Genomic DNA, 23749 nt, shown 5'->3' on the forward strand with positions numbered 1-23749 from the left:
CGCAACAACGTTTCGTCCCCCAGGCAGCACCTTATGGCAGAGACGTTCAGCAGCATGGGAAGCTGCGGCAATCTTGAGCAAATCTTTGGCTGCAGGACTTATTTCTGCTTGAAGGTGTTACGCCAGGTAGGGCTTCGGATATGGCTGTGCACAATTGGTCTGATCGATAGGGGACGTATGAAGACCACCTGCACGGGAACCGTTACGTCGTTAGGCGAAAGGACTATCGCGTTGACCGGCAAGATCAGTGTCCGCGGAAAACACATCCTGCGCCCCCAGCTCATCGAAATGCTCCAACGAGCGGGCGCGGCTTACAAAGACGACCTATCGCGAAAAGTCTCCTTACTAGTTCATGGCGACCTGAGTAGCCAGCATGTAGTCAACGAGTGGGAGCAGCACAGTCAGAAGCTCGAGTTCGTCAAGGCGGAGGCAAAGAGCGATCGGCACATTTGCGTGGTGACCTCACGCGGCTTATCCGATTTGCTGGACGGCAAGGCTGCAGAGTGCCAGCTATGGAAGTACCGCCAGTCGTCGAGGAACTAGTAGTTGGACTTCGGAGGGAGAAGTCACCAACATCGCCTTGGCTGTGTAAAACTGGCATCCGATCAGTGAGAAAACTAAATGGGGGTTGTACATGACCGTTGATGCCGTCGTGACAGGGACGTCACATGCCACAGGCGTTCCAACGGAAGGCCAGCTCGTCGAAGTCAGAGGATCGCGGTGGGTTGTCACCGACGTCGAACGACAGGGGCTGATGCGAAGCCCAGCTGATGAAGGTATCCAAGCCAGTCAGCATGCTGTGGCCCTCCAGTCGGTCGAGGATGATCGTCTGGGACACGAGCTTAAGGTCGTATGGGAGCTCGAACCAGGGAGGATGCTGGTCCCGAACAAGGACCTGCCCGACAAGATCGACGCCGACCGCTTCGATGATCCAGAGACCCTCGCCGCCTTCATCGACGCGCTTCGCTGGGGAGCCGTCACGTCCGCCGACTCCAAGCATTTCCAGGCCCCGTTCAGAAGTGCCGCCAACGTTGAGGCATACCAGCTCGACCCGCTGCGCCGTGCACTCGAGTCCAGCCGTGCGAACCTTCTGCTCGCGGACGACGTTGGACTCGGCAAAACTATCGAAGCCGGACTCGTGGTGCAGGAGCTCCTCCTCCGCCACCGCGCCCGAACGGTCCTTGTGGTCTGCCCGCCCAGCCTCTGCCTGAAGTGGCAGGACGAGATGGAAGAGAAGTTTGGTCTTCGTTTCGAGATCATCAACAGCGAGTCCATCGTCGCAGCGCAGAAGACATACGGTCCGCAGGCCAACCCATTCCTGCTCTACCCCCGCGCCATTGTGTCCATGGCTTGGCTGTCACAGCCCCGCGCCCAGCGGATGCTTCGCAACATCTACTCCGAAGTCAGGAACACAGCAAATGCGAGGCAGTTCGCCTTCGACGTGCTCGTAGTGGATGAAGCGCACCACGTCGCCCCGTCCTCCCCATCGGGCAAGGGCGGGGGTGGTTATGCCGTCGATAGCCTTCGGACCATCGCCGTCCGTGAACTTGCCGAGGCCTGTGAGAACCGTCTGTTCCTCAGTGCCACACCACACAACGGCTACGCAGAGTCGTTTACAGCGCTTATGGAGATGATCGATCCGCGTCGTTTTGCCAGAGGTGCACGGCTGGACCAGGAGGCGCTTAAAGCGGTCGCCATCCGCCGCCGTAAGGACGATCTCCCGGAAAAAGGTTTCAAACCCCGAGAGGTGAAGGCGCTTCCCTATACTCCCTCTGACGACGAGGCGAATGCTTACGAGCGGCTGCTCGAGTTCACCAGCAGGCGTGACAAGGCTGTGAAGCAACGGACGGGCTCCAGCGACCTAGTGACGTTGCTCCTGAAAAAGCGATTCTTTTCTTCCCCTCCGGCCTTTGCGATGACCGCTGACGCCTTCGTGTCAACGAATGACTGGAAGTTCGCCAACCAGGCTTCCGGCTATGACGAAACTCTGGGGTCGGAAGCGGCCGATGAGGAAGAGGGCCTTCTGGAGCACCCTGAGATGCAGGCGCTCGAGGCTGCACGCTCCGGGCAGAAGTTGTCCGCCGAGGACCGCCAACTCCTCCAAGAGCTGGCTGAATGGGGGCGTGACTACGAAGGCCGTGCGAACTCCCGTCTGCACACAGTAGTCAAATGGCTCGACGGCGTCTGCCGGACCGCCGGCCCGAATGGCAGCACGCTGTGGACCGACGAACGGGTGGTCATCTTCACCGAGTACGTGGACACCCTGAATTGGATCCGCGATGTTCTTCAGAGCAATGGCTACACGGATGGGCGGCTCGAGGTTATCGAGGGCGCCACCGACAAAGAAGAGCGAGAGCTCATCCGCGCGCGATTCAACGCCCCTCCGTCTGAGCAACCCGTTCGCATCCTTTTAGCCACAGATGCCGCCGGTGAAGGCATCGACCTGCAAGAACACTGTCACCGTCTGATCAACTTCGATATCCCGTTTAACCCAACGCGTCTCGAGCAACGTATCGGCCGGATCGACCGATACGGCCAAACCCACAACCCTGAGGTCTTTCATTTCACGCCCACCGGGGAATCCAAAGCGCTCCTCAGCGGAGACGCAGCATTCTTGGCGCGGATCGCGGACAAGATCGCACGCGTCCGAAGCGACCTCGGCTCCGCCAACGAAGTAGTCGCCCCGGATATTCAGCGGCAGCTCGGAGGCTGGGATATTCCGAAGGCGACACCGAAGAAGAACACTGCCGAAGCCACCATCAACGCCATGCTCGCCGGCGGCCAGGAGCTGAACCGGAAACTTACCAACCTGGAAGAAGGGCTGCACAAGAACCGCGGCGAACTGCACCTTACGCCGGAGAATCTCCAGCGGGTCGTGGAAACAGCGCTTGAGATGGATCATCAACCAGCGCTAGAGGAGTCCGGCAGTGAAGAGACCGATGCGCCCGTTTTTGAGGTTCCAGTGCTCGAGCCTCGGTGGTCACGAACCGTCGAAGCACTCACCACTCGACTGAACCCCGGACAGCCGCGAAAAATCACTTTCGACGCGGAAGGAGCCAAGCAGGACAAAGACCTCGTGCATGTCCACTTGGGTCACCCGCTCGTGCAGCGCTCGTCCAGAATTCTGCGCTCAGAGATGTGGATCCCGGACGCTCGGATCAGCCGGGTCAGCGCGGTCGTGGTGGAGGGTCTGAAAGAGTCGTTCGTCTCGGCCGCCAGCCGCCTGGTTTTGGTCGGCAAAGGCGGTCTCCGGCTGCACGAGGAAGTGTTCTTCGCGGCCACACGTCTCAACCGGCGCCAAGCCATCGCCCAAGGTGATGTTGAAAGGCTACTGGCGGATGCACTCGACGCCGGGCGCCTGGTTGCCGCCCCAGAGCCCCATCGCCTCGCGCTGGCCGAGATCTGGAACAGCGAGGCCGAATCCATATCGATGAAGCAGCGAGTCCAGCAGATCGTGGATGAAACAGCCTCCAAACGTGCGGACAAAGTCCGCGGCTCACTGGAGGCCAGGCGGGCCGAAGATCGCAAGCGTGTCGAGGATATCTTCAACCGATTCAAGGACACCCTGCAGGGGACACTGACCGGGTTGAAGGAAGCGGAAGATGACATGAACATACCCCTGTGGGACGACGCTGAGAAACGTCAGCGCGAGCAGGATGTTCAGCGAATCAGGGTGCGACTTGACGCACTGGAAAGTGAAAAAGAAAAGGAGCTCGCGACGGTGGAGCGCAGATACCAGGATGTCAGCCCGCAGACCCTGGCGGCTGCCGTCGTCTTCGCACTGACTCCTGAAGACGCCCAGCTCAGCGTCGAGGAAGCCCGGCAGAGGTGGGCGAAGTAATGCTGAACACTGCCGCACGTAAGTCTCTGCAAAAAAAGGCGCAGGAGTCTCACCAGACCTGGATTCAGGCTTTTGACACCGAGGGCCCCTTCATTTCTGTTCCTGTGGCCAAGAAGACCTGGGGTGACGTCATACCGCGGCTCTCTGCTGAGGCGCACGAAGGTTTCAGGCTCCGTTTTGCCGACTTCGTCAAGGCTTATGACGCCTTGGACCTTGCCCGCCTCGGCGCACTCAGCGGTCTTTCGAGTGCTGCGGATCGCCTTGAAAACCAGCATGCCCTCTTCCGCGACATCCAAGCCGAATGGGTTTCCTTCGTACTTCGCGACCTGGCCAAGTGGGGAGACCGGCTTGACATCTTTACCGCTCCACTTCCCGAATACGCGGCTTACAGCCCGAACGGTGCTGTCAGGACATCGGCTACCGGAAGGTTGTTGCGGGAAGGGAAACCCCACGCGCTTCTTCTGACAGTCGACCCCGTGGACAGCCTGCGCCAGGACGGTAAGGACGGCTGGTCCGCCAACCTCGTCGACCGAATGGGCGAAATGCTGCGGGCCGCTGAAATTGCCTGCGGCATTGTCACCGACGGCCGGTGGTGGTCCGTGGTCTGGGCCGATACACGTAAAGACGCCAGCCACGTTTCGACCATCGGCAGCGGAATCACTGACGCCCTGAACTGGGCCAGCGACCTCCTGGCGCGAGACGCATACGTCAACCTCGTCAGCCTCAAGACTCTTTCGGGGGCTGACGAAAGCAGCCGCCTCGACGTACTCATTGCAGACAGCCTGCTGGACGCGGAGCAGATCACGGAGTCTCTGGGCACCCAGGTCCGGGGTGCTGTGGAACTCCTGGTTCAGGCTTTTTCCGAAAGTTCCCGGAACGCCCGGAGACTCGGGCTGCCGGACCCTCTGCCCGCTGAGACACACAATGCCTACGAGGCCGCCGTGACAGTAATGATGCGGGTGGTCTTCCTCCTTTTCGCCGAAGAGCGCGGTCTCATGCCGGCCGGAGAGATGTACAGGACGGCTTATTCAGTTGCCGGACTTCTGGACGAGCTCGAGGAACGCAGGAGATACGACGGCGACGAGTCGCTGGAGCGCACTGAAGTGTGGCACCGCCTGCTGGCGGTCAGCGCCGCACTGTATGAAGGCGCTTCCTTCGACGACGTCCGCATGCCTGCATACGGCGGCTCGCTTTTCGATCCCGAACGCTTCCCGTGGATGGAAGGAACCGGAACGGTCGGGTTGCCCATTCGCATCAGCGACCGGGTCATGCTGAAAGTTCTGCGCTCCGTTCAGTACGCAGTAACAGGGAGCGGGCGGACGGCCACTGAACAAAAACTGTCATTCCGCGACATTGACGTGGAACAGATCGGCTATATCTACGAAGGCCTGCTCGGCTACACCGCCGCACGCGTTCCCGAAGGCGAGATCGTCCTCGGCGTTGTTGGCAAAGCTGGATCTGAGCCAGAGATCACGCTCAACAAGCTGGAGGAGCTTTACTTGGCGGCTGATGGCGACGATCTCGCCCTGGCTAAAAAGCTGATCGACTTCTGGAAAAAGGCCCAGCCTGGCGCTGTGGCAAAGTCTCCGGCGCAGCTGGCGAAAATCCTCTCGGATATTGATTCCGTGCAGAACGCTGAGGTGGATCTCAAAATCCGGCACCTGGTGGAGGATGACAAACTGCGCCAGCAGATTGCGAGCTGGGGAAACCTCATCCGCCGGGACCTCCGGGGAATCCCGTACGTGGTGCCGGAAGGCGGACTTGTTGTTGAGGAAACCAAGTCACGGGCAAATGCCGGTGCCCACTACACGCCCCGATCCCTCGCAGAAGAGGTCGTTCTGCACGCTCTGCAGCCGCTCTGTTATGAGCCGGGACCGCTGCAGACTGCCGATTCGACACTGTGGAAACTCAAGAGCTCGACCGAAATCTTGAATTTGCGCATTGCCGACATCGCCGTTGGCTCGGGGGCCTTCCTGGTGGCTGCAGCCCGTTATCTAGGTGAACGCCTGCTCGAAGCCTGGCAGATGGAATGGGCGGCGAGCGAGGACGCATCAGGTCGTGATCTCAACCTTGCCATCCGCGAAGTGGTATCCCAGTGCCTCTATGGTGCCGACATCAATGAGATGGCTGTAGAGATGTGCAAACTGTCGCTTTGGCTAGTGTCCCTGGACCCTAAGAAACCGTTCAGCTTCGTCGACGACAAGGTCCTGCACGGCAACTCCCTCCTCGGCCTGACCGAGCTTAAGCAGCTTCGCGGACTGCACATCAATCCATCATCGCAAAGGCTGACTAATCCTGGGTTCACCATGGATATCGAAGCCCCGTTGCGGAAGGCGGCCGACATCAGAGCCAAACTGGCCACGCCGATTGCCGACCAAGCCGAACTCGATCCGCAGAGGAGTGCTAAACACAAAAAAGTGCTGCTGGCGGAATCAAAGGCAATTACGAACAGACTACGCACCGTCGCAGATGGAGTCATTGCGGCAGGTCTAAAAGTTGGCGGGCGGCCTGGACCGCTGACCGATGATGCCTACGAGAACTTATCGCTGGCAATTCTCAAGGCGTTTCCGAATGCGGCCGCAGATGCTGAACCAGCGATGCTGGACGACATAATAAGGGCAGGTCTTACCCCCACCGCGGACACAGACTACCAGCAATGGAAGCCGCTTCACTGGGTGATAGAGGTGCCTGACGTAATGATCAACCATGGTGGCTTCGACGCCATTATCGGGAACCCGCCTTTCTTGGGTGGAAAGAAGATAAGCCCGACGGCAGGAATGAATTTCCGTTTATGGCTTCTGAACATCATTGCGGAGGGCCGAACGGGAAGTGCCGACTTGGTCGCTTACTTTTTTCTTCGAGCTCAAGCTCTCCTCAGGGCGCGGCAGGGAGTTCTAGGGCTGATAGCAACAAACACCATTGCTCAGGGCGATACCAGAGAGGTTGCGCTGGATTCGATGGTAAGCAGTGGATTCACAATTACGCGCGCGATCCAAAGCTCCCCCTGGCCTGCCAGATCCGCCGCACTTGAGTTCGCGGCTGTCTGGGGTAGCTTGCAACCTCTTGCTTCGGCTGCCCGTTCAGAAGCGGACGGCGTTGAAGGTAGGGTCACTTCTTATCTTTCAGTTGAGGGAAGAGCAAGTGGCGATCCGATTCCTTTGCAAGAGAACAAGGGTAGAGCTTTTCAAGGATCTCTCGTGCTTGGAACTGGTTTCTTCATTTCCGAATCTGAAGCCCAAGCTCTCATATCAGAAGACCAGCGAAATTCCGCTGTTGTTACGCCTCATCTTAATGGTGACGACTTGAACAGCACTCCTAATGGTGTGGCCCGTCGATGGGTGATCAACTTTGGTGAGCGTTCAGAGGAGGAGGCAAGGCGCTTCCCCGCCGTTTGGCAACTCGTCGAGGATCGAGTCCGCCCTGAACGGATTACCAAAGATCCAAAGAAGTACCCCCGGATGGTTTTTGAGTGGTGGAAGCACTGGAACGCCAGGCAAGGTTTGTATAGGACCATTAAAGAGTTGGACGACGTAATTGCCATCGCGCGTGTAAGCAGTACGCTGGCCGTGGCCATTGTACCGTCGCGCCAAACACTGGATGAGAAACTTGTAATCTTTGCAACGGATGCACGTGCAGAGTTTGCAGTCCTAGCGTCGAGTATTCACCAGGTTTGGGCTATGCAATACAGTACTACGCTCAAAAAAGATATAACATACTCGCCCATGGCTATTTACGAACCATTTCCTCGGCCTCGATATACTGATCGTTTGGAAAAAATGGGGGCAGTTTTACATGCGGAACGATCGGAACTAATGCGGGATTGGGGAATCGGTCTCACAAAGCTATACAGCAAGGTCAATGATTCATCAATTGTGGGCTATTCGAGTGTAGACCGTATCAGGGACATTCACCGCGAAATTGATGCCGCGGTGTTGGAAGCGTATGGGTGGGACGACTTGGCACTCGGTCATGACTTCCATACCTACAAGAAGGTTGAGCGGTGGACGGTCGGCCCCATAGCTCGCCAAGAAATTCTGGATCGCCTGCTGGAAGAAAATCACCGACGGGCCGAGCTGGAAGCTCAGAACGGCACCTCTGGCAGGTCCAGACCCCACGCGACTGGGAAAAAGCCCCCTAAGCTGGCTGAAGATCAGGAGATGATTTTCTGATGTCAACTTCCTTCGAGGCTCGCGAGGAATTTGTTGACCTGTTGCGGCTGAACCTGCTAGGTCCGCGCCTCGGGGAAACTGAGACTCTTGCTCAGAGTCCGCGGGACGCCTATCTTGTTGGTGCATTGGCGCCGTCGTCCTTGGAACCGGATGTGGTGAGGGGAAAGGTTGTCCTGTCGCCTGAGGACCCGGATGACCAAGCATCACAACGTCTGGCGCTGGCGGATCCCACGGCCCAACGTGGCGTCGTCGTCGAAGCGGAACAGGACAACGAGGACGAAACCGAAGACGCGGACGACTCCGGCGTCAAAACGGTCAAGAAGGGGCTCATGGCACCCTCGTCCATGGGGATCCGCTTCCAGCTCGCCGCGGATGTAGATGCCGTTCGCGTCACCGCGTCATGGGGCCGCTACAACACCAGTACTGAGGCGCCCGAGATTCCTTCAGAAACATCGGTTGGGGTTACCCCCAAAAAGGCTCGGAGGGTGTACCAGCGGGAACCCTTCAAAATTGAAGAAACGCTGAAGTTGGACGACATTGAACCGGGCGTGACGAAACGCGTGGACCTCTCAAAGCCCGTCGTTCTCCAGGTCGACAGGTATCTGCAGGATGACGGCACACAGCTGATCGAATTGGCGCTGTGCAATGACCTGCCGACCTCCTCCAAGATTCCTCTGTACGACTGGCTCTTCCAAACTCATATGGAAGTAACAGCGGTGGACGGTTCCGCAGTTTTCCTACCGAGCCACGACTACGTCATACATGACATCCCGACACACCTTGACGATGAAGAAAGGGCATTGGCCCTGCAGTACCGCAACCGGCTGGAGTTTGCAGTTGGACGCACCTGCTCCGTCACTTGGACCGTGGCGAAGGACGCCCGGCGAGCAACCTCCGTGAAAACCTCGTGGCTCCCCATTGCCGAGATCCCGCAAACGCAGGCCCCTTCCTTTAAGAGCGTTGAACTTGACATGGATGTACTTGCCAAGATTGGCTCGGACGAGGTTGTACCTGCGCTCATGCCCTTGGTCGACGGATATGCCAAATGGCTTGCTGGACAAGAGTCGAGTTCGAAGGCTCTTCCTGAAAACCTGCGACGGACTGCGACGGACCTCATCGCCGAAGCCGATTTCGCCCGGCAGCGCCTCGCTGCCGGAATACAGTATTTGGCCGACAACAAAACAGCCCTCGACTGTTTCCGCTTCATGAACGCTGCGATGCGTGACCAGCGTTTCCAGTCCCAGGTGGCCCAGGCACGCGCCGCCGGGGATGCTGGTTCTCTCGAGGGTTCAAAGAAACATGTGCTGGCTGCCCCAGACTACCGCGCGCCTGCTTGGCGCGCATTCCAGCTCGCCTTCATCCTGATGCAAATACCATCGATGGTGGAACCGCATCACGCACGGCGGTCCAGTGCGGCCGCCAACGTCGAGCTGTTGTTCTTCCCCACCGGTGGTGGCAAAACCGAAGCATATCTCGGCCTTGCTGCATTCACTTTCGCCATCAGGCGCCGGCAAGGGAACCTCAAAACCGAGGACGGGGCGGTGCAGTTGGATGGGGAGTCCGGCGTAGCTGTCCTCATGCGCTATACCCTCAGGCTGCTGACTGCTCAGCAATTTCAACGTGCCACAGCCCTAGTTTGTGCTGCGGAGATGATCAGGCAGGGTGATCCAGGCAAGTGGGGGACCGTTCCATTCACCATCGGGCTCTGGGTGGGCATGAACGTTAGCCCGAAGCGCTTTGATGATGCCAAGGAACAGATCGACAAGGTCCGCGCCAACAACAGTTCCAAGGCACATGGGCTCACTGTTCTTCAGGTCAGCCGCTGCCCCTGGTGCGGGACGGCCATTAACGGTCGAAGCCACGTCGAAGCGGACGCGGACCGGCAGCGAGTCTTTGTTTATTGCGGCGATGACGAGGAAGAGTGCCCGTTCACGAAGGGCAGGAGCAGTAATTGGGAGAATCCCGGCCTGCCGATCCTGACTGTGGATGAGGAGATCTACCGGCATCCACCCACCTTCCTGCTCGGCACCGTTGACAAGTTTGCGCGCCTCTCCCGTGAAGGCGAAGCCGCAAGTCTCTTCGGATATGTCCGAAAGTTCTGTGAGCGTCACGGCTACGTCCACGCGGATACCAAGTCTTGCGGCGGGGCAGAGAGGCACAATGCTAAAGGGTCGCTGCCTGTAGCCGACGTTATCGACTGCGACCGTCTACGGCCGCCGGACCTCATTATCCAGGACGAGCTCCACCTCATCGCCGGAGCGTTAGGGACCGCCGTCGGACTCTTCGAATCCGTTATCGACGTCGTCAGCTCCTGGATGGATGCCGAAGGACGCGAAGTGCGGCCGCTCATCGTCGCGTCCACGGCGACGGTGCGAAACGCGCACGAGCAAGTTCGCGCTCTGTACGGGCGCACGCCGAGTGTGTTTCCGCCGCAGGTGCTGGACGTTGAGGACACCTTCTTCTCTAAAGAACTCCCAGTCTCGGAGAAGAACCCAGGCCGTCGCTATATCGGGGTCTGCGCGCAAGGTGTGCGTCTTACGACCGCGGAAATAACGCTTGCATCCTTGCTGCTCCTTGCCGGTCAGAAAGTCTTGGATGACTTCGGGGAAGCCGCCGATCCATACATGACCCTGGTCGGCTATTTCAGTGCCACCAGGGAACTGGCCGGCATGAGCCGCTATGTGGCAGATGACGTGACCACCGCAGTCGGTAGGCCACGGGAAGACTCGGGGTTTGCCCAGCGAATCATGGGTTGGGAACTCCAATATGGAGAACTCACCTCTAGAATCTCCTCGGACGACATTAAAACGACACTGGACAAGCTGGCGACTGAGTTTGATCCTGAAGTCCACTCCACAGCCGCTCGTAAAGCTTGGAAGGAAGCGCGTGATTCAGGCAGGAGCGCGCAGTCTGACAAGAAGAGGACGTACCCGTATGACGTGGTCCTGGCGACGTCGATGCTGCAGGTGGGAGTCGACGTCGGACGGCTGGGTCTCATGCTCGTTGTCGGGCAACCGAAGAACACTGCTGAGTACATTCAGGCGTCGTCCCGTGTGGGCCGAGTTGCGAGCAAGCCGGGAATCGTTGTATCGCTCGGGAACTGGACCCGGCCCCGCGACTTAGCGCATTTCGAGCAGTTTCAGCACTATCACGACACCTTCTACTCACAGGTGGAGCCGCTATCGGTGACTCCGTACTCAGAGACATCGATGGATCGAGGCGTGGCCGGCTTGCTGGTAGCTGCGGTACGCGTGATTGAGGGGGCAGTCGGAGCTGATTCACTCAATCCCGAGCAGAAGGCCGGCCTGGTCAGCAGCCGGTACTCCACAGTGGAGGGAATCGTGGCGAGGCTTCTGGAACGGGTTGCATCAGCATCCGACGAACACCAAGCGGAACGTTTCAAGGATCTGATCCAAATGCGGTTGAACCACTGGGATTCACGGGCAAAGCAGGCCAGTCATGACCTTGGCTTCACCAAACCGACCAGTGTGAACGCGAACGCGGCCGCCTTCCTGTTGAAGAGTCCTGAAGAGCTGGACTCCAAGAACATGGACGATCTATTCCGAGTGGCAAACTCCATGCGCGAAGTCCAGCCGGAAATCAATATTCTTGTGAGCCCGATCAAGGAGAATCTAGTGGCAAATGAGGCCAGGCTTGGAGCTGTCGAATGGGTTTTCCCTGCTGAGGACGGTGCCAAGTGACTGAAGAACTGGTCGCTGATTCAATTACTACGCCAGACGGGCTTGCGGAACTCGATCCGCTCGGTGACGCCGAAGTCTCTAACAGCAAGAATCGCGCGAAGGTGAGCGGTCAGCGGCCAAACGCTCTGCTGTACTCCTCCGGCGTGGGCGCCGTCGTGGATCTCCCAAACATGACAGTAATGCCGGCCGGACTCGACGCTTGGGACAAAATTTATGCCCGCCGCGAGCACCAGACAACGATCAGCGAACCACGACTCCTAGATGTGGTGCGGGGCCATCTGGGGCCGCAGGTAGAGCAGCTGCGCCCATTCCCCTGGCAGCCCACCGGGAACAGCTACAAGGACGAAGGCAAAGACCTCGGGGTACCAGCCCGCGTCTTCCCCCAATGGCTGCGCTGCACAGGATGTGACCGCCTGGCGCGCGTGTCCAGTTCAGTCTTCACCTACAAAAACACCAACCCCTTCCGCCCTGACCAAGCGGGATTCACTCACGAGGGCTGCACCGGTCGGTCGAGAGCGGCCGAGGTGGCCACAGGTGCACCGAAACCGGACAAGAAGGGGTCGGCCCGCCCTGCGGTACCGGCTCGATTCCTGCTGGTTTGCACAAATGGTCATGTGGACGAATTCCCCTACCAGGAATGGGTTCACCGCGGGGTGAAGTGCACCAAGGCCTCCGGCGCGCCCTCCCTCAAACTCCAGGACCTAGGAAGTTCAACCCTTACGAAAATTACATGCCTGTCCTGCCGTGAATCTCGGTTCATGAACGAGGCCTATGGACCCGCCGCTCACGACAAGCTGCCACGCTGCAGGGCCAGGCACCCTCACCTCGACTGGTTCGACCCGAAGGGATGCACGGAGGAAGTCAAGACACTCATGATCGGCGCGGCGAATCTCTGGTTTTCCTCGCTTGTTTCGACACTCGTGCTGCCGCGCAAGATCGATCGCTCTGCGGTCGAGGTGGCACGGGAGCTAAAGGGTGCCCTTTACCCGGCAGACCTGGCGATGGTGGCGTCAGTGGCCGGCGACCATCTCGCAGCGGCGCGGACACTAATCAAAACTCAATGCCAAGTACCAGTTGAGGATCTCACCGACTCTATTCTGACCGAGGCAATCCAGCTTGCGGCCAGCAGCGCTGACCTGACCAACGTGGCTGACGTAGAGTCGCCGTCGTTCGATCAAGTAAAGCTGCTCGATCCTGAGTGGCGGGTCCTGAGTGACCCGGCTCAGTTCCCAATGATTGCCGCAACGTCTGACTTTCAGATCGAGGATGTTTCGCCCCCCGCTGGGGCCGGTGGGCTCGTTGCCGGCGTAGGTGCGGTCAACAAGCTCAAGAAGGTAAACGCGATTATTGGGTTCACCCGCATAGATGCATTGGATCGGATTTCCGACCACAAGGGCCGCGTCGTCCCACTTCGCCGGACCAAGCCGGAGTGGGTGCCAGCAACAGAGGATCGCGGTGAGGGCATCTTCATTCGATTCGACGAGGAGACCGTTGCGGCTTGGGAGGCCAAGGTCGAGGCTTCCGTCATTTGGGAGCGGCATCGCCAGGCCCACACCAGAAACTGGGCAAATCGGCAGTCTGAAACGGCGCAGACGGGTAATCCTGACGACCGGTTCCCGCCACCCCGCTTCTGGGCCGTCCACACCTTCTCGCATGCCCTGATCCGTCAAATGACCCTTCAAAGCGGGTACAGCTCAGCGAGCATCGGTGAGCGACTCTATGCATGGAAGGGTGACGGAGTTTTGCAGCCAGCTGCCGGCGTCTTGATCTCCACAACCGCGCCGGACTCGGAAGGAACTCTCGGCGGCCTGGTAGCGCTGAGCGATCCGAAAAAACTCGGGAAGTTGATCCGCGATGCCTTGCTGCGTGCGTCCCGCTGTTCTTCGGACCCGGTATGCGGGCAACGCGTTCCCCAGGACCCGGAAGACTTCCTACACGGCGCCGCCTGCCACTGCTGCCTGTTCAACTCCGAAACGTCATGCCAAAACTCCAACAGGTTCCTGGACCGGCGGTTTATGGTCGATTTACCTGCGTCGAGCGAAGCTGGGGGCGAGAAAGTCCCCAGCCTGTTCCAAGCGCTACTGGCGGACTGATATGGCGAATGCTAGTGGGGGAGCATTCGATGAACTCGGGCGGATCCTGTCTACGGCTGAACTGAAGAAGCTGATAGCGGCGTTCGATATGGGACAAAGCTGCCGTCTGGCAGTGAAGCAACTTTCTGGCGTCAAGGTGCAGGTGGTTGGGAGTCTTTTGAAAGAAGCGGGCCTCAACGAGGCGTCGGCCAGCCTTCGAGCGGGCCTTTGCCGCGCGGTACTGGCGGCGCGTGAGGATTCCCAGGCGGAAATTGAAACTGTGTGGACTATGCCCGCTCATGCTCAAGTTGCGGGGCTAAGCACTCCTGCGATGTTCCATGAGATCGGCAAAGCCAAGGATTCCATCGTTGCGTCAACTTTCAATATCCAGCCGGAAAGCGCGATGGTCCGTCGCCTCGCAGAAGCTGCGGAGCGCGGGGTGGCAGTTACTTTAATGGCCACACCGGGTGGTCAGCACGGGCCAGCAACCGGCATGGTGCAGCTCAGCATTCAGCTTAGTCACAAGATCCCGGGCTGCAAGCTGCTAACGCTGGCGGACGCTGCCGACGGGTCGTATCAAGTGCTTCATTCCAAGTTTGTAGTTGTGGACTCGAAATGGGCCTTTGTAGGGAGTGCCAACTTCAGTAATGCCGCTTCTTCCAAGAACGTAGAGTTGGGGCTGCAGGTTCACTCGGAGTCATTGGCACGGAAGATACTTAGGGATGTCCAAGCGTTTGAAGCACAGGGTGTGCTTGTGCCGGTACAGTCTGCCGTGCCAAGAGTGGTCGGCTCACAATGAAAGGGTTTGCTAAGTCGTGGCGGATTCGACGAATAGTTCCAAACAAGAAGGCTCAAGGGAATGGTCTAATCCAGCCTCGCTAATTCTCGACAATGCACTCTACGGTGGCCCCTCAGGCCTTGACGAAGACACGATCACATGGTCTAAGGCAACCGCCCACGAGCTGGCCCGGACTGTCAGTGCTATCCAAGATTCAGCTGACTTCGGTGCCGAACTCGTCACCCTAATGGCGGGTTCGCGGCGCGAAGTTTCACTGTTGGCCCTCGAACTCTTGGCTCTAGCCTTGCTTCCGAATGGATCTGTAGATGGGAAGAACGAGGATCTCTTTCGGCGGCTCATTGCCACAGTCGTCGGCAAACCAGTTGTTGTGCCGGAGGCTTTGTGTGCCAGGATCATGGGGGCTGGGCATGGACCGCCACGATCGAGCGCCGATCTGGGCGCACGATTCTTGTGGCTGGTAAAATACACAGAAACGTTTGGAACTTGCCCGGACTTCGACTGGCTTGTGGAGCGAGGTGACGACGAGTATATCGGGCACGAGGATCTGCATGACCGTTGCACATTCGAATTCGTCACGCAGAGCCCGTGGGCAGCTGCGGAGTTTTCAGATCATGTTCCAGCAGACTGCCCAAGCATGCGATACGATCTGGACCACATGCTCTGGCCGCAGAAGCTTGCGCCGTTGAAAATCAGAGAAGATGCTGGTCGAATCCTCGAGGACAACTTTGGCCTCCTCAGAGAAAGCGCCGGCAAATCAGAAATTGCGATTTTGAAGGATCTATATCTGCTAAAGGATCTGCTGGGTTCTTGGGATGCGCTATCTCCAGACGTGACGTGACGCCAAGCGAATTGGCCTCGATTTCCCGGCACCGCCAACTATCGAGTTCTACATTGGTGGTTCGGCAGCAGCGTCGAATCCTCCCTCTAAACGGCTCCTGACTACAGGAGCCGTTCGTGTGGGTCTTGTCGAAGTACTTAAGGTCGCCATTCCGCGTCACAACGAAATCAACGAAATCACTGCACAGAAGATCCTCAAACACCTCAAAAACTAGGCTAACCGCCAGACAAAAGCTAAGCTAACCGCCACAAAAACTAGAAAGCTCTGCATCTCATGAAACTCACTGCTGTAGCCGAAAGGGCCGGCAAGTGGTAGGCAGTCGAAGTACCAAAAATTCCTGGACTGTTCACCCAGGCCAAGCGCCTCGACGACGTCGGAGAACTAGTGAAGGACGCCGCGGCTCTGCTCACAGGAAAACCGGAAGATTCCTTTGAAGTCGAAGTAACGGTCGACACCAGCAATCCACAACTCAACGACCTGATCCATGACGCCAAGGCCAATGCGAAAGAAGCGGCGCGCCTCCAGGCGGAAGCCTCCGAACAAAGCCGCCAAGCTGCGTCAAGACTGGCAACCGAAGGACTCACCGTCCGTGAAATAGGAGAAGTCCTCGAATTATCCTTCCAACGGGCCCATCAGCTGCTCGCAACTATTAAGACTAACCCCGACATCAAAACAGCCACTAGCATAACCAACAGGCGGAGCGGTAAAACGTCAGTCACGACGAGCCGCGGGGCCACCAAATCGGCCCTCAGCAGCAAGTCAAGATCCAAAGCCTAAAACAGGCATGGTTATCCAGCCAGGGATAACAACGATAGTAGCGCGTGCACCCAGCAAACATACGAGGGCCGTAGAGGCCAAGGCCCGCAGCAAGCCGCACGTTGCGGGCCTTACTCTTGCCCATAGAACCAGCGTCCCTCTGCACCCACCCGCTGCCACTGTGACAACGGCAACCTCATCACTAGCAGCAGCCGCAGGCTGATACACCAACTCAAGCAGGCGCAACGAAGAAGAAATCAATGGCCGCTAGTTAACCTCGATTTTCATGACGGTCGAGTGGGCCGCTGGTCTGGGATGCAACTTCGAATGCGGAGCGGCGATGCGGGGGTGAGCATAGATAGACAGCCCTATAAGAACTCCACGGTGCTAATCCTCTGCTCGCCATATTGAAGTTGGACACCAAAGCCACATAAAGTGGTGCAAGTTTTTGGTTCCTGGTGTCCGTTTGCTATGATTTGTCCTGTGGGGTTGCTGGCGAGGCTTATTTTTCTCGTGCGGCACCTAGGCCTTTGTGCAGGGGCGGGCACGAATTCGCACCCCACGCCTAAAAAAGGTGGAGCCCTGGAAATTGCACTGTCGTGGATCGTGATTTATACCCACAAGGAAGATTTGCCGCTGCATGGATCACCTTACTTTCAGTTGCGTAACACTAAAGCTCCCTATGCGAAAATAGACGTCCCAGCAGCGTTCCGATACCCCGCAGTTCGCTTGGATTGGCTGAAGGCTTTTCACTCGAAGATGGCTAAAATGTTCAGCGACTGGCCGTTAGTTGATCATGCTCCAAGTTTTCCATATCTAGTTTCACTCGATGATGGCACCCGCGTGTCTATTACAATTTCTGCGACTGCGTTTTATCCCCGGATACTGAGCCTGCGTGTTGAAGTGAAGGGTGCCATTGGTGAGCATATTGACTCGCTCGCAGACCGGCCGGAACTAGGAAACATTCGCAGCCACCACAGAATTGACGAAGTTGTTCAAGCAGTTCTTCGCTTAGTGGTCGGTGAGGGCGACGCAGGTCGAAGAATTGCGTATCAACAATTTCCGGTGATGAGGATCGAGAAAATCGCGTCCAATCACTTTTCGACCTGGCAAGAGCATTTCAAACAATCTATTGCCCGAGTGCTCATACGTAATGATTCCTCTGGGGCCATGCGCGATGAGCTTGTACATGATCTCTTCCGAAAAGCGGAGCAATTCAACTTCAAGTCTTCGCGCGAATACATGTTATTGGATAAGCAGGGCCTGCTTCTACTTGCTTCGGTTGAAAGCCATTCTGCAAATAATCGCCTTCGCGACGCGGCCTTCAACAACGCAATCTGCCTCGGGGAAATTGGTTTGGTATTCCAAGCTTTCCTGGCGGAATATTTGAAGCTGCGCGCGTCTCGTCCAATTTTCGCTGACTTTGTTTTGAGTCGCATCGAGTCGTGGTGTGTGGCTCGCCGTGCAGTTTTAGGCGTTAGTGTCACGAATGGTAAAGTTTGGGACTTAATATGCGAAGAACTGAACATCGCTGAAATGTATCGTCTAATTACTGCTCGAACTTATGTTCGTGCCCAATTGGACAACAAGATGCAGCTATTTGATGAATGGATTGTTGGAGAGGGTGCTTGGCTTGAGCAGGCCACAAGTGGCCGCGATCTCGACCTCGAATTTAATCATGAGTAATTGGGTTACGGCTTTCTTCGACTGGTGGACGTCACTCACTCGTGATCTTACGCCAGGAGATTGGCCGACCTTTGCTGGCTCTATCTTTGCTGGTCTCGCCGCTTTTGCAGCACTGCTGACTCTTGACAAGCAACGACGGGAGTCCAGGGTGCGCAACAACCTGGAGCTGCGGCGTCAGGCTTCGCAAATTGCTGCGTGGATAGTAACGGAGGACACCCCCATGAATGGGAGTGTATTCGGAAGCGGTGCCATTCGAACATTTGCACGAGTGTGTAATCCTTCAGGGGCCCCGATATTTAACCTGGTCGTTCGCGGTTATGCTCAAAATGAATTGGCGTTTACGAAAAAAGTCTCACTTGTGCCTCCTGGGGATGCTCCCTTAGAACTTGACGTGTCACGCGAGGTGTTCGAAAAGTCCGAAATTTTTTTGGAAATCGAGTTCCTCGATGGCAGCGGCAATGGCTGGCTCCGTAACCGCAAATTTGAGCTGCTAGGAAAAACCAATCCAGGCACTTGGCTTCCATGGATGCGCAAGGGGAACGGCTAAAAATTCCTTCTCGTTGATTATGATTTTTAGCGCCATATCGTCAAGAGCCCCTGACTCCTCGTCAAGCTCGCGCAAAATCGACTGTTTGACTTCCCGTTTTCGCGGCGCCGATTTCCGCTGGCTGTGCCGGTGCCCTCTAGCGGCTCGAATGAATAGCCACTAGCTTACTTCTTGAGTTGAAGCTTGCCGATGCCATGGACTCAACGTATGTCGAGGATGGAGCCGGGTGAAATCAGGCGTCACAAGTTGCCCTCACTTCGTGGCTGGTTATGCCCTTGAGCCTCCACATACGCGTACATTTGATCCAGTTCGTCCGGATCTACGATGAAGGAAATAGCTGTCGAAGGAGTGCTACTCGTCAGCGCTGCTTCTCGTATGCTGGTGCGGATTGCGTCATCTAGGGCCGTGTCTGTAGTAACCTCGAATCTCGAACCATCCCAGCCAGTCATGTGGCGTCCTTGAAATCTGTAGACTTCGAGAATTTCATTGACGATCTTGGAAAGATCTTTGGCCGTCTCTGATTTTTGCCGTCTACGCGGCATGGCGCCTGTTCCAATATTTGTATGTATTCCACGGACTAGGTTCAGGATTTCTTCCATCACCTCCCTCTCGTCTCGACGTGCGGCGCGTTTCTCTGGGTGTGCGCTGTTGATTTCTAGGAGCTGAGCCTCAAGTTGGGGCCATAGTGCAAGAAACGTGCGCCCCAAAATCTCTTCTTTAAGTGGTTCTTGAAGTTGAGTATTCATATCAAATATCAAACGCCGAATTCCTTCTGCATTGGATAAACGCGAATGAAATTTCGTCATGGGGCCGGTCAAATCAGCCGGCGAGTTGAAGTCGATGAGCAGTGGAGCAACACGAGTGTCATCAGCGTCCACCTGTTTTGAAATAGCTCCAGCTTCAAAATTCAGCCATGGGCGTTCCTGGTTCTCGGGGGTAACGCAAATGATGCCGAACTTCGCATTTGTCAATTCTCCTGTTATGCGTGAGTTCCAGTCTTGCCCAGACTCAATATCGAGATCGCTCATCCATGGTTTTGCATTGTTTAGAATGCCCGGTATCCACTCATGTAGGGCAGCGGCAACCGCCTTGCTCTTTTCGCCCGACCAACTGATAAAGACCTTCAAATTGCCTCCCGACTAGTGTTTCTTCGGTGATCCTATAGGAACAGGCTGATGAAACTAAAAGCGGTTCAAAGAGAGTCGGTCCTAAGGGCGCCCTCTGAACGGGTAACCGTCGCCACCTCAACCGCGACGCGCTTCGGAACCTTTGCATCTGTTCGTAAGGAGGAGCTGTCGTCCCTCGCAAGGTCCAGGGCACCCCTAGAACGTGTCCACTTATGGAAGGGCGGCAGGCCAAGGTTGGATGCTTCCGCCGTGACGTCGTGGAGCGCCCACCATGGGCAGCGCTGTTGGGAAAGGGCGCGGCCAGCTTGCGCCGGTCGACTGCTCGAACCCCACCCCGAATTGATTAAAGCCGTCTTTCTCACGGGTTTGAGTTACCCGGGTTTCAGTTAGTTGTCCTCGTAGGTGTATTTGAGCTCAGTATTAAGGTGTACACGCGCATTTCGTTGAGGGGTTCGCTCGTTGATGAAGTAGCGTACCCACCGGAACTACTTTCGGCAGGCTCAACCTTCGACAGCAGCCACTTCAACTTGTACCCGGCATCCTTGAACTTCTGCACGTGCCTAGGGTTGGCGCCGCCGTCCGTCACCAGGGCCCGGGGGAGAGCCAACCTTGCCCAGGCGTTGGAATGGCCGCAGTCCGAGGCGGGACGAGGCTGCCAGTACGTACGCGTCCCGCCCGCGCCGGGTCAGCAGCTTGTCAGGGCGGTTTGGGCGTGGGCAGCTTCGCAAATGCCTTCCTCGGCGGTAACGGCCAGAGCGGAGAGGAATGCCGGGTCAAAGCTCATCCGCTCCAGGCTGCCTCGGCCAGGTGCCCGACGAAGCGTTGGTCGACGATGCGCAGGCGGCCGCCCAGGCAGCCCACCTCAATGCTCCCCGAATCCGCGAGTTCCTTCATGATGTTTTGCCGGGGTGGTCACGGACAGCTTTTCGAACCGGCGTAGTTCGTGGCCCAGGGTACCATGGTGAAGCCGGCGTCGAGCAGGATGCTCTCTCCAGGTGGGATCACGGACGCCTCATCGACCGATCGCGTGTTTCTGCACGAACGTCTCGCCGCGGCGCTGCCTTAGTGAACCTCCTGGTCCCCGCAACACCATGGCGCCGTCCTCGGTGCGGGCCAGCGTGCCCTGCCCGTTCAGGACTGCCAGGTCCCGCCGGATGGTGGAGGAGTGCAGTATCGGAAGCAGGTCTCGACAGGCTAAGCCACCATTTTGACAGCCTCAACTATCGAGGTTGAGCGTGAACACCCACAGCAGCACGTCCTCGCCCGGGACGTACCAGTCCCGCTCCGATGCACGTCGGAATCCCAGGGACCGGTAAAGCTCGTGGGCGCGTTGCATGAACGTGGCGCTGGTGATGCTGATGGCCCCGATGCCGGGCAGCTGCCGGGCGTGCTCCACGATCTCCCGCACCACGGCCCGGCCCACGCCGCCGCCCTGGTGCGCGGGGTCCACCGCCAGCATCCGGAACTCAAGCTCCCCGTCCTGCGCGATCTCGCTGTACGGCTGCCCGGCGAAAGTCAGCGTCACCGCCGCCACCACCTTCCCGGGGGTTTCCGCCACCCACACTTGCGCGTGCTCGGCGCGGTGTTCCACGTCCTCCAACACACTCATGTACGGATGGTCGGCGGCGAAGTGCCCTGCCCGGAGATACGCGTCGCGGGTGATCCGCCGGACCTCCGGGAAGTCCGCCGGTACCGACCGCCGGAAGGTGACAGTCACCGGCAGCGTGACACTCACGAGGAAGCGCCCGTAGGAGCAGCCGTGCGCTCCACGTAGTGGCGCAGCTGTGCCAAATCCGGCTGCGACGACGGATCGCCCACAGCGTCGGCACCCACGGCATTCGCCACGGCCAGCGCCCGCCTGTAGTCCAGCCCGCTCCGCAGCGCCAGCACCAGGGCGACGCAGAACGCGTCGCCCGCGCCCACCGTGTTCGCAACGGAAACAGCAACAGATGGTGCCTCGGCCACCTTCCGGCCGTGCTCGAACATCGCCGAGCCGTCCTTGCCGTACGTCACCGCCACCAGCTTCGCCTCAGCGAGGGCGGGGATCAGGGCGTACTCGCTCTCGTTGACGATCACCAGGTCGCACCGCTCCAGCAGCTCCGCCGGCAGGTCCATGGCCGGCGCCGCGTTCAGCACGAAGAAACCCTGCGCCTTTCGGGCAGCTTCCAGCACCACATCCAGTCCGACTTCCAACTGGCACAGCACCGTCTCCTCCGGGCCGAACTCCACCCCGTCCAGCGACAGGTGCGAGTTGGCACCTGGGCACACAACGATTTGGTTCTCGCCGTCGCGGTCCACCACGATCAGCGCGGTCCCGGTCGGCTGAGGCAGGACGGCAACGTCGGAGGTGTCAACGCCGGCAGCAACCAGGGCGTCGAGCATCCCCTGCCCGGACGCGTCCGGGCCGACAGCCCCGACCATCCGGGCACTGCCTACCAAGCGGGCGGCGGCGGCGGCCTGGTTGGCGCCCTTGCCGCCGGGCTGCTCGGACAGGACGGCGCCGCCGATGGTTTCGCCCGCCGTCGGAAGCCGCTCGGCGGTGGCGATGAGGTCCAGGTTGATGCTGCCGACCACGGTGACGGCAGGACGTGTTGTGTTCATGGGAAAACTCTCTCAGGGGGAGGGCCGGAAGCGGCCGGGCTTTCGAAAAAGTGTAGCGCATGGTTGTACTTGTGAGTCATACATGGTTGTATAACAACTCGAAATCGCCACAAAAGGCGATCCCTTCTGCTCGAACAAAGGAGTTTGATGTGAACACCCCGACCCCCGCCGCAGCCGCGCCTCCCGCCCAAGGAGGCGCCGCCGTCGTAATCCCCGACAACGACGCAGCGAAACTTTCCGGCCGCCGCGCCGCCCTGCTGATCTCCACCCTTCTGCTGGGCGTGCTGTCCTTCCAGCTGAACGCCAGCATGGTGACACCCGCGCTGCCGCAGATCGCCGCGAGCTTCGGCGAAAGCGCGGACAGCGCCGCCCCCGTCCAGTCCATGTTCTTCCTGGCCGGCGCCATCGCCGGGCCCGTGATCGGCCGGTGGAGCGACTTCATCGGCCGCCGCCCGGCGCTGCTGCTGGTCCTGGGCATCATGGGCGCCGGCACCATCCTCTGCATCGCCGCGCCCACCCTGCCGCTGCTCGTCGCCGGCCGGTTCCTGCAGGGCGTCTCCAGCGCCGTGTTCGCGCTGGCCTACATCGTGCTCAGCGAGAACCTGCAGGCGAAAGTCTTCGGCACCTCCGTGGGCATCATCGCCGCCATCAACGGGGGAGTGGGCGGCGTGGACGGCTACGTGGGCGGGCTCATGGCCGAGACCCTCGGCTTCCGGTCCATCTTCGTCGTCGTCCTCGTCCTCACCGCCATCGCCGCCGTCTGCATCTTCCGCCTGGTGCCCGCCGGGCGGCCTGTTGGGGTGCGCGGCGCCATGGACTGGTGGGGCGCCGGCTCCCTCTCGCTGTTCCTGGTGTTCCTGACGTACTTCGTGTCCGGCGGTTCGGCCGCCGGCTGGACCTCGCCCACCGCCCTGGCCCTGCTGGCCGGCACCGTGCTGTCGTTTGCGGGATTCTGGTTCATTGAGAAGCGCCGCAGCCACCCGCTCATCGCCGTGCACCACCTGCGCTCCCGCCAGGTGTGGCCGGTCATCGCCACCACCGTCCTCACCCTGGCCGGCATCTTCGCGGTCATCAACTTCACCGTGGTGCTGCTGAGCCAGGATTACGACGGCGGTTTCGGGCTTTCCGCCTCCGTCTCGGCGTTGCTGTTCCTCACCCCCGCCGCGCTGATCGGCGTCTTCGCCGCGCCTTTGGCGGGGTGGCTGGCGGACCGGCGAGGCTGGGTGCGCAAGTTGCGGCTGGGGACTTCGCTGAGCCTGGTGTGTGCCGTGGTGGCCGCTGTGTTTTTTTCCAGTCCCGTGGCGGTGTTTATCGCCATTGCCTGCCTGGGCATCTTCTACAACGGCTTCTTCCTCACAGCCATCAACGGGCTCTCGGTGCTTTTGTCGCCCAAGGAGGCCCCGGCGGCCTTGCCCGGCATCAACGGTGCCTCGTTCGGGATCGGGGCGAGCCTCGGCGTCGTGCTCGTGGCACCGTTCGCCGCGCAGGCCACGGCCGCCGGGTACGCCACCGCCCTCTGGATCTCGGTGGGCATCACCGCCGCCGCGTTCATCGTCAGCCTCTTCGTCGCCGCCCCCAAGGGCGAGACCGTCTAACCCATCTATCTGTTGCG

Annotated in this window: 15 protein-coding genes; 11 read left to right on the plus strand and 4 right to left on the minus strand. The window is 58.8% G+C overall.

Annotated elements, in window-relative coordinates; translation table 11 throughout:
* Nucleotides 1-231 precede the first annotated feature (231 nt).
* The 10 genes from AC3IMC_RS06015 to AC3IMC_RS06060 all read left to right on the plus strand — a co-directional run bounded on the left by AC3IMC_RS06015 (nt 232) and on the right by AC3IMC_RS06060 (nt 18409).
* Nucleotides 232-543, plus strand: a complete 312-nt coding sequence (locus AC3IMC_RS06015) for a hypothetical protein (protein ID WP_490917488.1) — start codon at nt 232-234, stop codon at nt 541-543.
* A 91-nt stretch (nt 544-634) separates the two neighbouring features.
* A complete protein-coding gene (drmD, locus tag AC3IMC_RS06020; protein ID WP_490917489.1) occupies nt 635-3841 on the plus strand; it encodes a DISARM system SNF2-like helicase DrmD in 3207 nt (1068 codons plus the stop codon).
* Nucleotides 3841-8010: an Eco57I restriction-modification methylase domain-containing protein gene (locus AC3IMC_RS06025; protein WP_490917490.1), complete on the plus strand. Its 4170-nt coding sequence runs from the start codon at nt 3841-3843 to the stop codon at nt 8008-8010. The genes drmD and AC3IMC_RS06025 overlap by 1 nt, the downstream gene beginning before the upstream one ends.
* Nucleotides 8010-11711 (plus strand): DISARM system helicase DrmA, encoded by a 3702-nt coding sequence (gene drmA, locus AC3IMC_RS06030; protein WP_490917491.1) that lies wholly within the window; start codon nt 8010-8012, stop codon nt 11709-11711. The genes AC3IMC_RS06025 and drmA overlap by 1 nt, the downstream gene beginning before the upstream one ends.
* Nucleotides 11708-13804 carry a DrmB family protein gene (gene drmB, locus AC3IMC_RS06035; protein ID WP_490917492.1) on the plus strand — a complete coding sequence of 699 codons (2097 nt, stop codon included), beginning with the start codon at nt 11708-11710 and terminating at the stop codon, nt 13802-13804. Before drmA ends, drmB begins: the two co-directional genes overlap by 4 nt.
* 1 nt (nt 13805) lies before the next feature.
* The gene (locus tag AC3IMC_RS06040) at nt 13806-14582 is read left to right on the plus strand and encodes a phospholipase D-like domain-containing protein (RefSeq protein WP_490917493.1); all 777 of its coding nucleotides are present in this window, start codon (nt 13806-13808) and stop codon (nt 14580-14582) included.
* Nucleotides 14583-14598: 16 nt separating this feature from the next.
* Nucleotides 14599-15420, plus strand: coding sequence for a hypothetical protein (locus AC3IMC_RS06045; protein ID WP_490917494.1), 822 nt, complete (start codon nt 14599-14601; stop codon nt 15418-15420).
* Nucleotides 15421-15804: 384 nt separating this feature from the next.
* Nucleotides 15805-16197, plus strand: a complete 393-nt coding sequence (locus AC3IMC_RS06050; RefSeq protein ID WP_490917495.1) for a hypothetical protein — start codon at nt 15805-15807, stop codon at nt 16195-16197.
* Nucleotides 16198-16659: 462 nt separating this feature from the next.
* On the plus strand, nt 16660-17862 hold the full coding sequence (locus AC3IMC_RS06055; RefSeq protein ID WP_490917496.1) for a hypothetical protein: 1203 nt from the start codon (nt 16660-16662) through the stop codon (nt 17860-17862).
* Nucleotides 17855-18409 carry a hypothetical protein gene (locus tag AC3IMC_RS06060; protein ID WP_490917497.1) on the plus strand — a complete coding sequence of 185 codons (555 nt, stop codon included), beginning with the start codon at nt 17855-17857 and terminating at the stop codon, nt 18407-18409. Before AC3IMC_RS06055 ends, AC3IMC_RS06060 begins: the two co-directional genes overlap by 8 nt.
* A gap of 239 nt (nt 18410-18648) precedes the next feature.
* Here AC3IMC_RS06060 and AC3IMC_RS06065 read toward each other — a convergent pair whose 3' ends face one another.
* The 4 genes from AC3IMC_RS06065 to AC3IMC_RS06080 all read right to left on the minus strand — a co-directional run bounded on the left by AC3IMC_RS06065 (nt 18649) and on the right by AC3IMC_RS06080 (nt 22137).
* Entirely contained in the window at nt 18649-19536 is an 888-nt protein-coding gene (locus tag AC3IMC_RS06065) for a toll/interleukin-1 receptor domain-containing protein (protein WP_490917498.1), read from the minus strand.
* A 1012-nt stretch (nt 19537-20548) separates the two neighbouring features.
* Entirely contained in the window at nt 20549-20719 is a 171-nt protein-coding gene (locus AC3IMC_RS06070) for a DeoR family transcriptional regulator (protein WP_490917712.1), read from the minus strand.
* A 33-nt stretch (nt 20720-20752) separates the two neighbouring features.
* Nucleotides 20753-21271: a GNAT family N-acetyltransferase gene (locus AC3IMC_RS06075; RefSeq protein ID WP_490917499.1), complete on the minus strand. Its 519-nt coding sequence runs from the start codon at nt 21269-21271 to the stop codon at nt 20753-20755.
* Nucleotides 21268-22137, minus strand: a complete 870-nt coding sequence (locus AC3IMC_RS06080) for a ribokinase (RefSeq protein WP_490917500.1) — start codon at nt 22135-22137, stop codon at nt 21268-21270. The genes AC3IMC_RS06075 and AC3IMC_RS06080 overlap by 4 nt, the downstream gene beginning before the upstream one ends.
* A gap of 149 nt (nt 22138-22286) precedes the next feature.
* On the opposite strand from AC3IMC_RS06080, the gene AC3IMC_RS06085 reads away from it, so the two are divergent.
* Nucleotides 22287-23732, plus strand: a complete 1446-nt coding sequence (locus AC3IMC_RS06085) for an MFS transporter (protein WP_490917501.1) — start codon at nt 22287-22289, stop codon at nt 23730-23732.
* Nucleotides 23733-23749: the final 17 nt, after the last annotated feature.

This window comes from Arthrobacter sp. E70 (assembly GCF_058266945.1).

What these genes read in the sequence shown, in the direction of transcription:
- drmD (WP_490917489.1), top strand. Translation starts at nt 635, where the DNA reads ATGACCGTTGATGCCGTCGTGACAGGGACGTCACATGCCACAGGCGTT.
- AC3IMC_RS06025 (WP_490917490.1), top strand. Translation starts at nt 3,841, where the DNA reads ATGCTGAACACTGCCGCACGTAAGTCTCTGCAAAAAAAGGCGCAGGAG.
- drmA (WP_490917491.1), top strand. Translation starts at nt 8,010, where the DNA reads ATGTCAACTTCCTTCGAGGCTCGCGAGGAATTTGTTGACCTGTTGCGG.
- AC3IMC_RS06040 (WP_490917493.1), top strand. Translation starts at nt 13,806, where the DNA reads ATGGCGAATGCTAGTGGGGGAGCATTCGATGAACTCGGGCGGATCCTG.
- AC3IMC_RS06060 (WP_490917497.1), top strand. Translation starts at nt 17,855, where the DNA reads ATGAGTAATTGGGTTACGGCTTTCTTCGACTGGTGGACGTCACTCACT.
- AC3IMC_RS06080 (WP_490917500.1), bottom strand. Translation starts at nt 22,137, where the DNA reads ATGAACACAACACGTCCTGCCGTCACCGTGGTCGGCAGCATCAACCTG.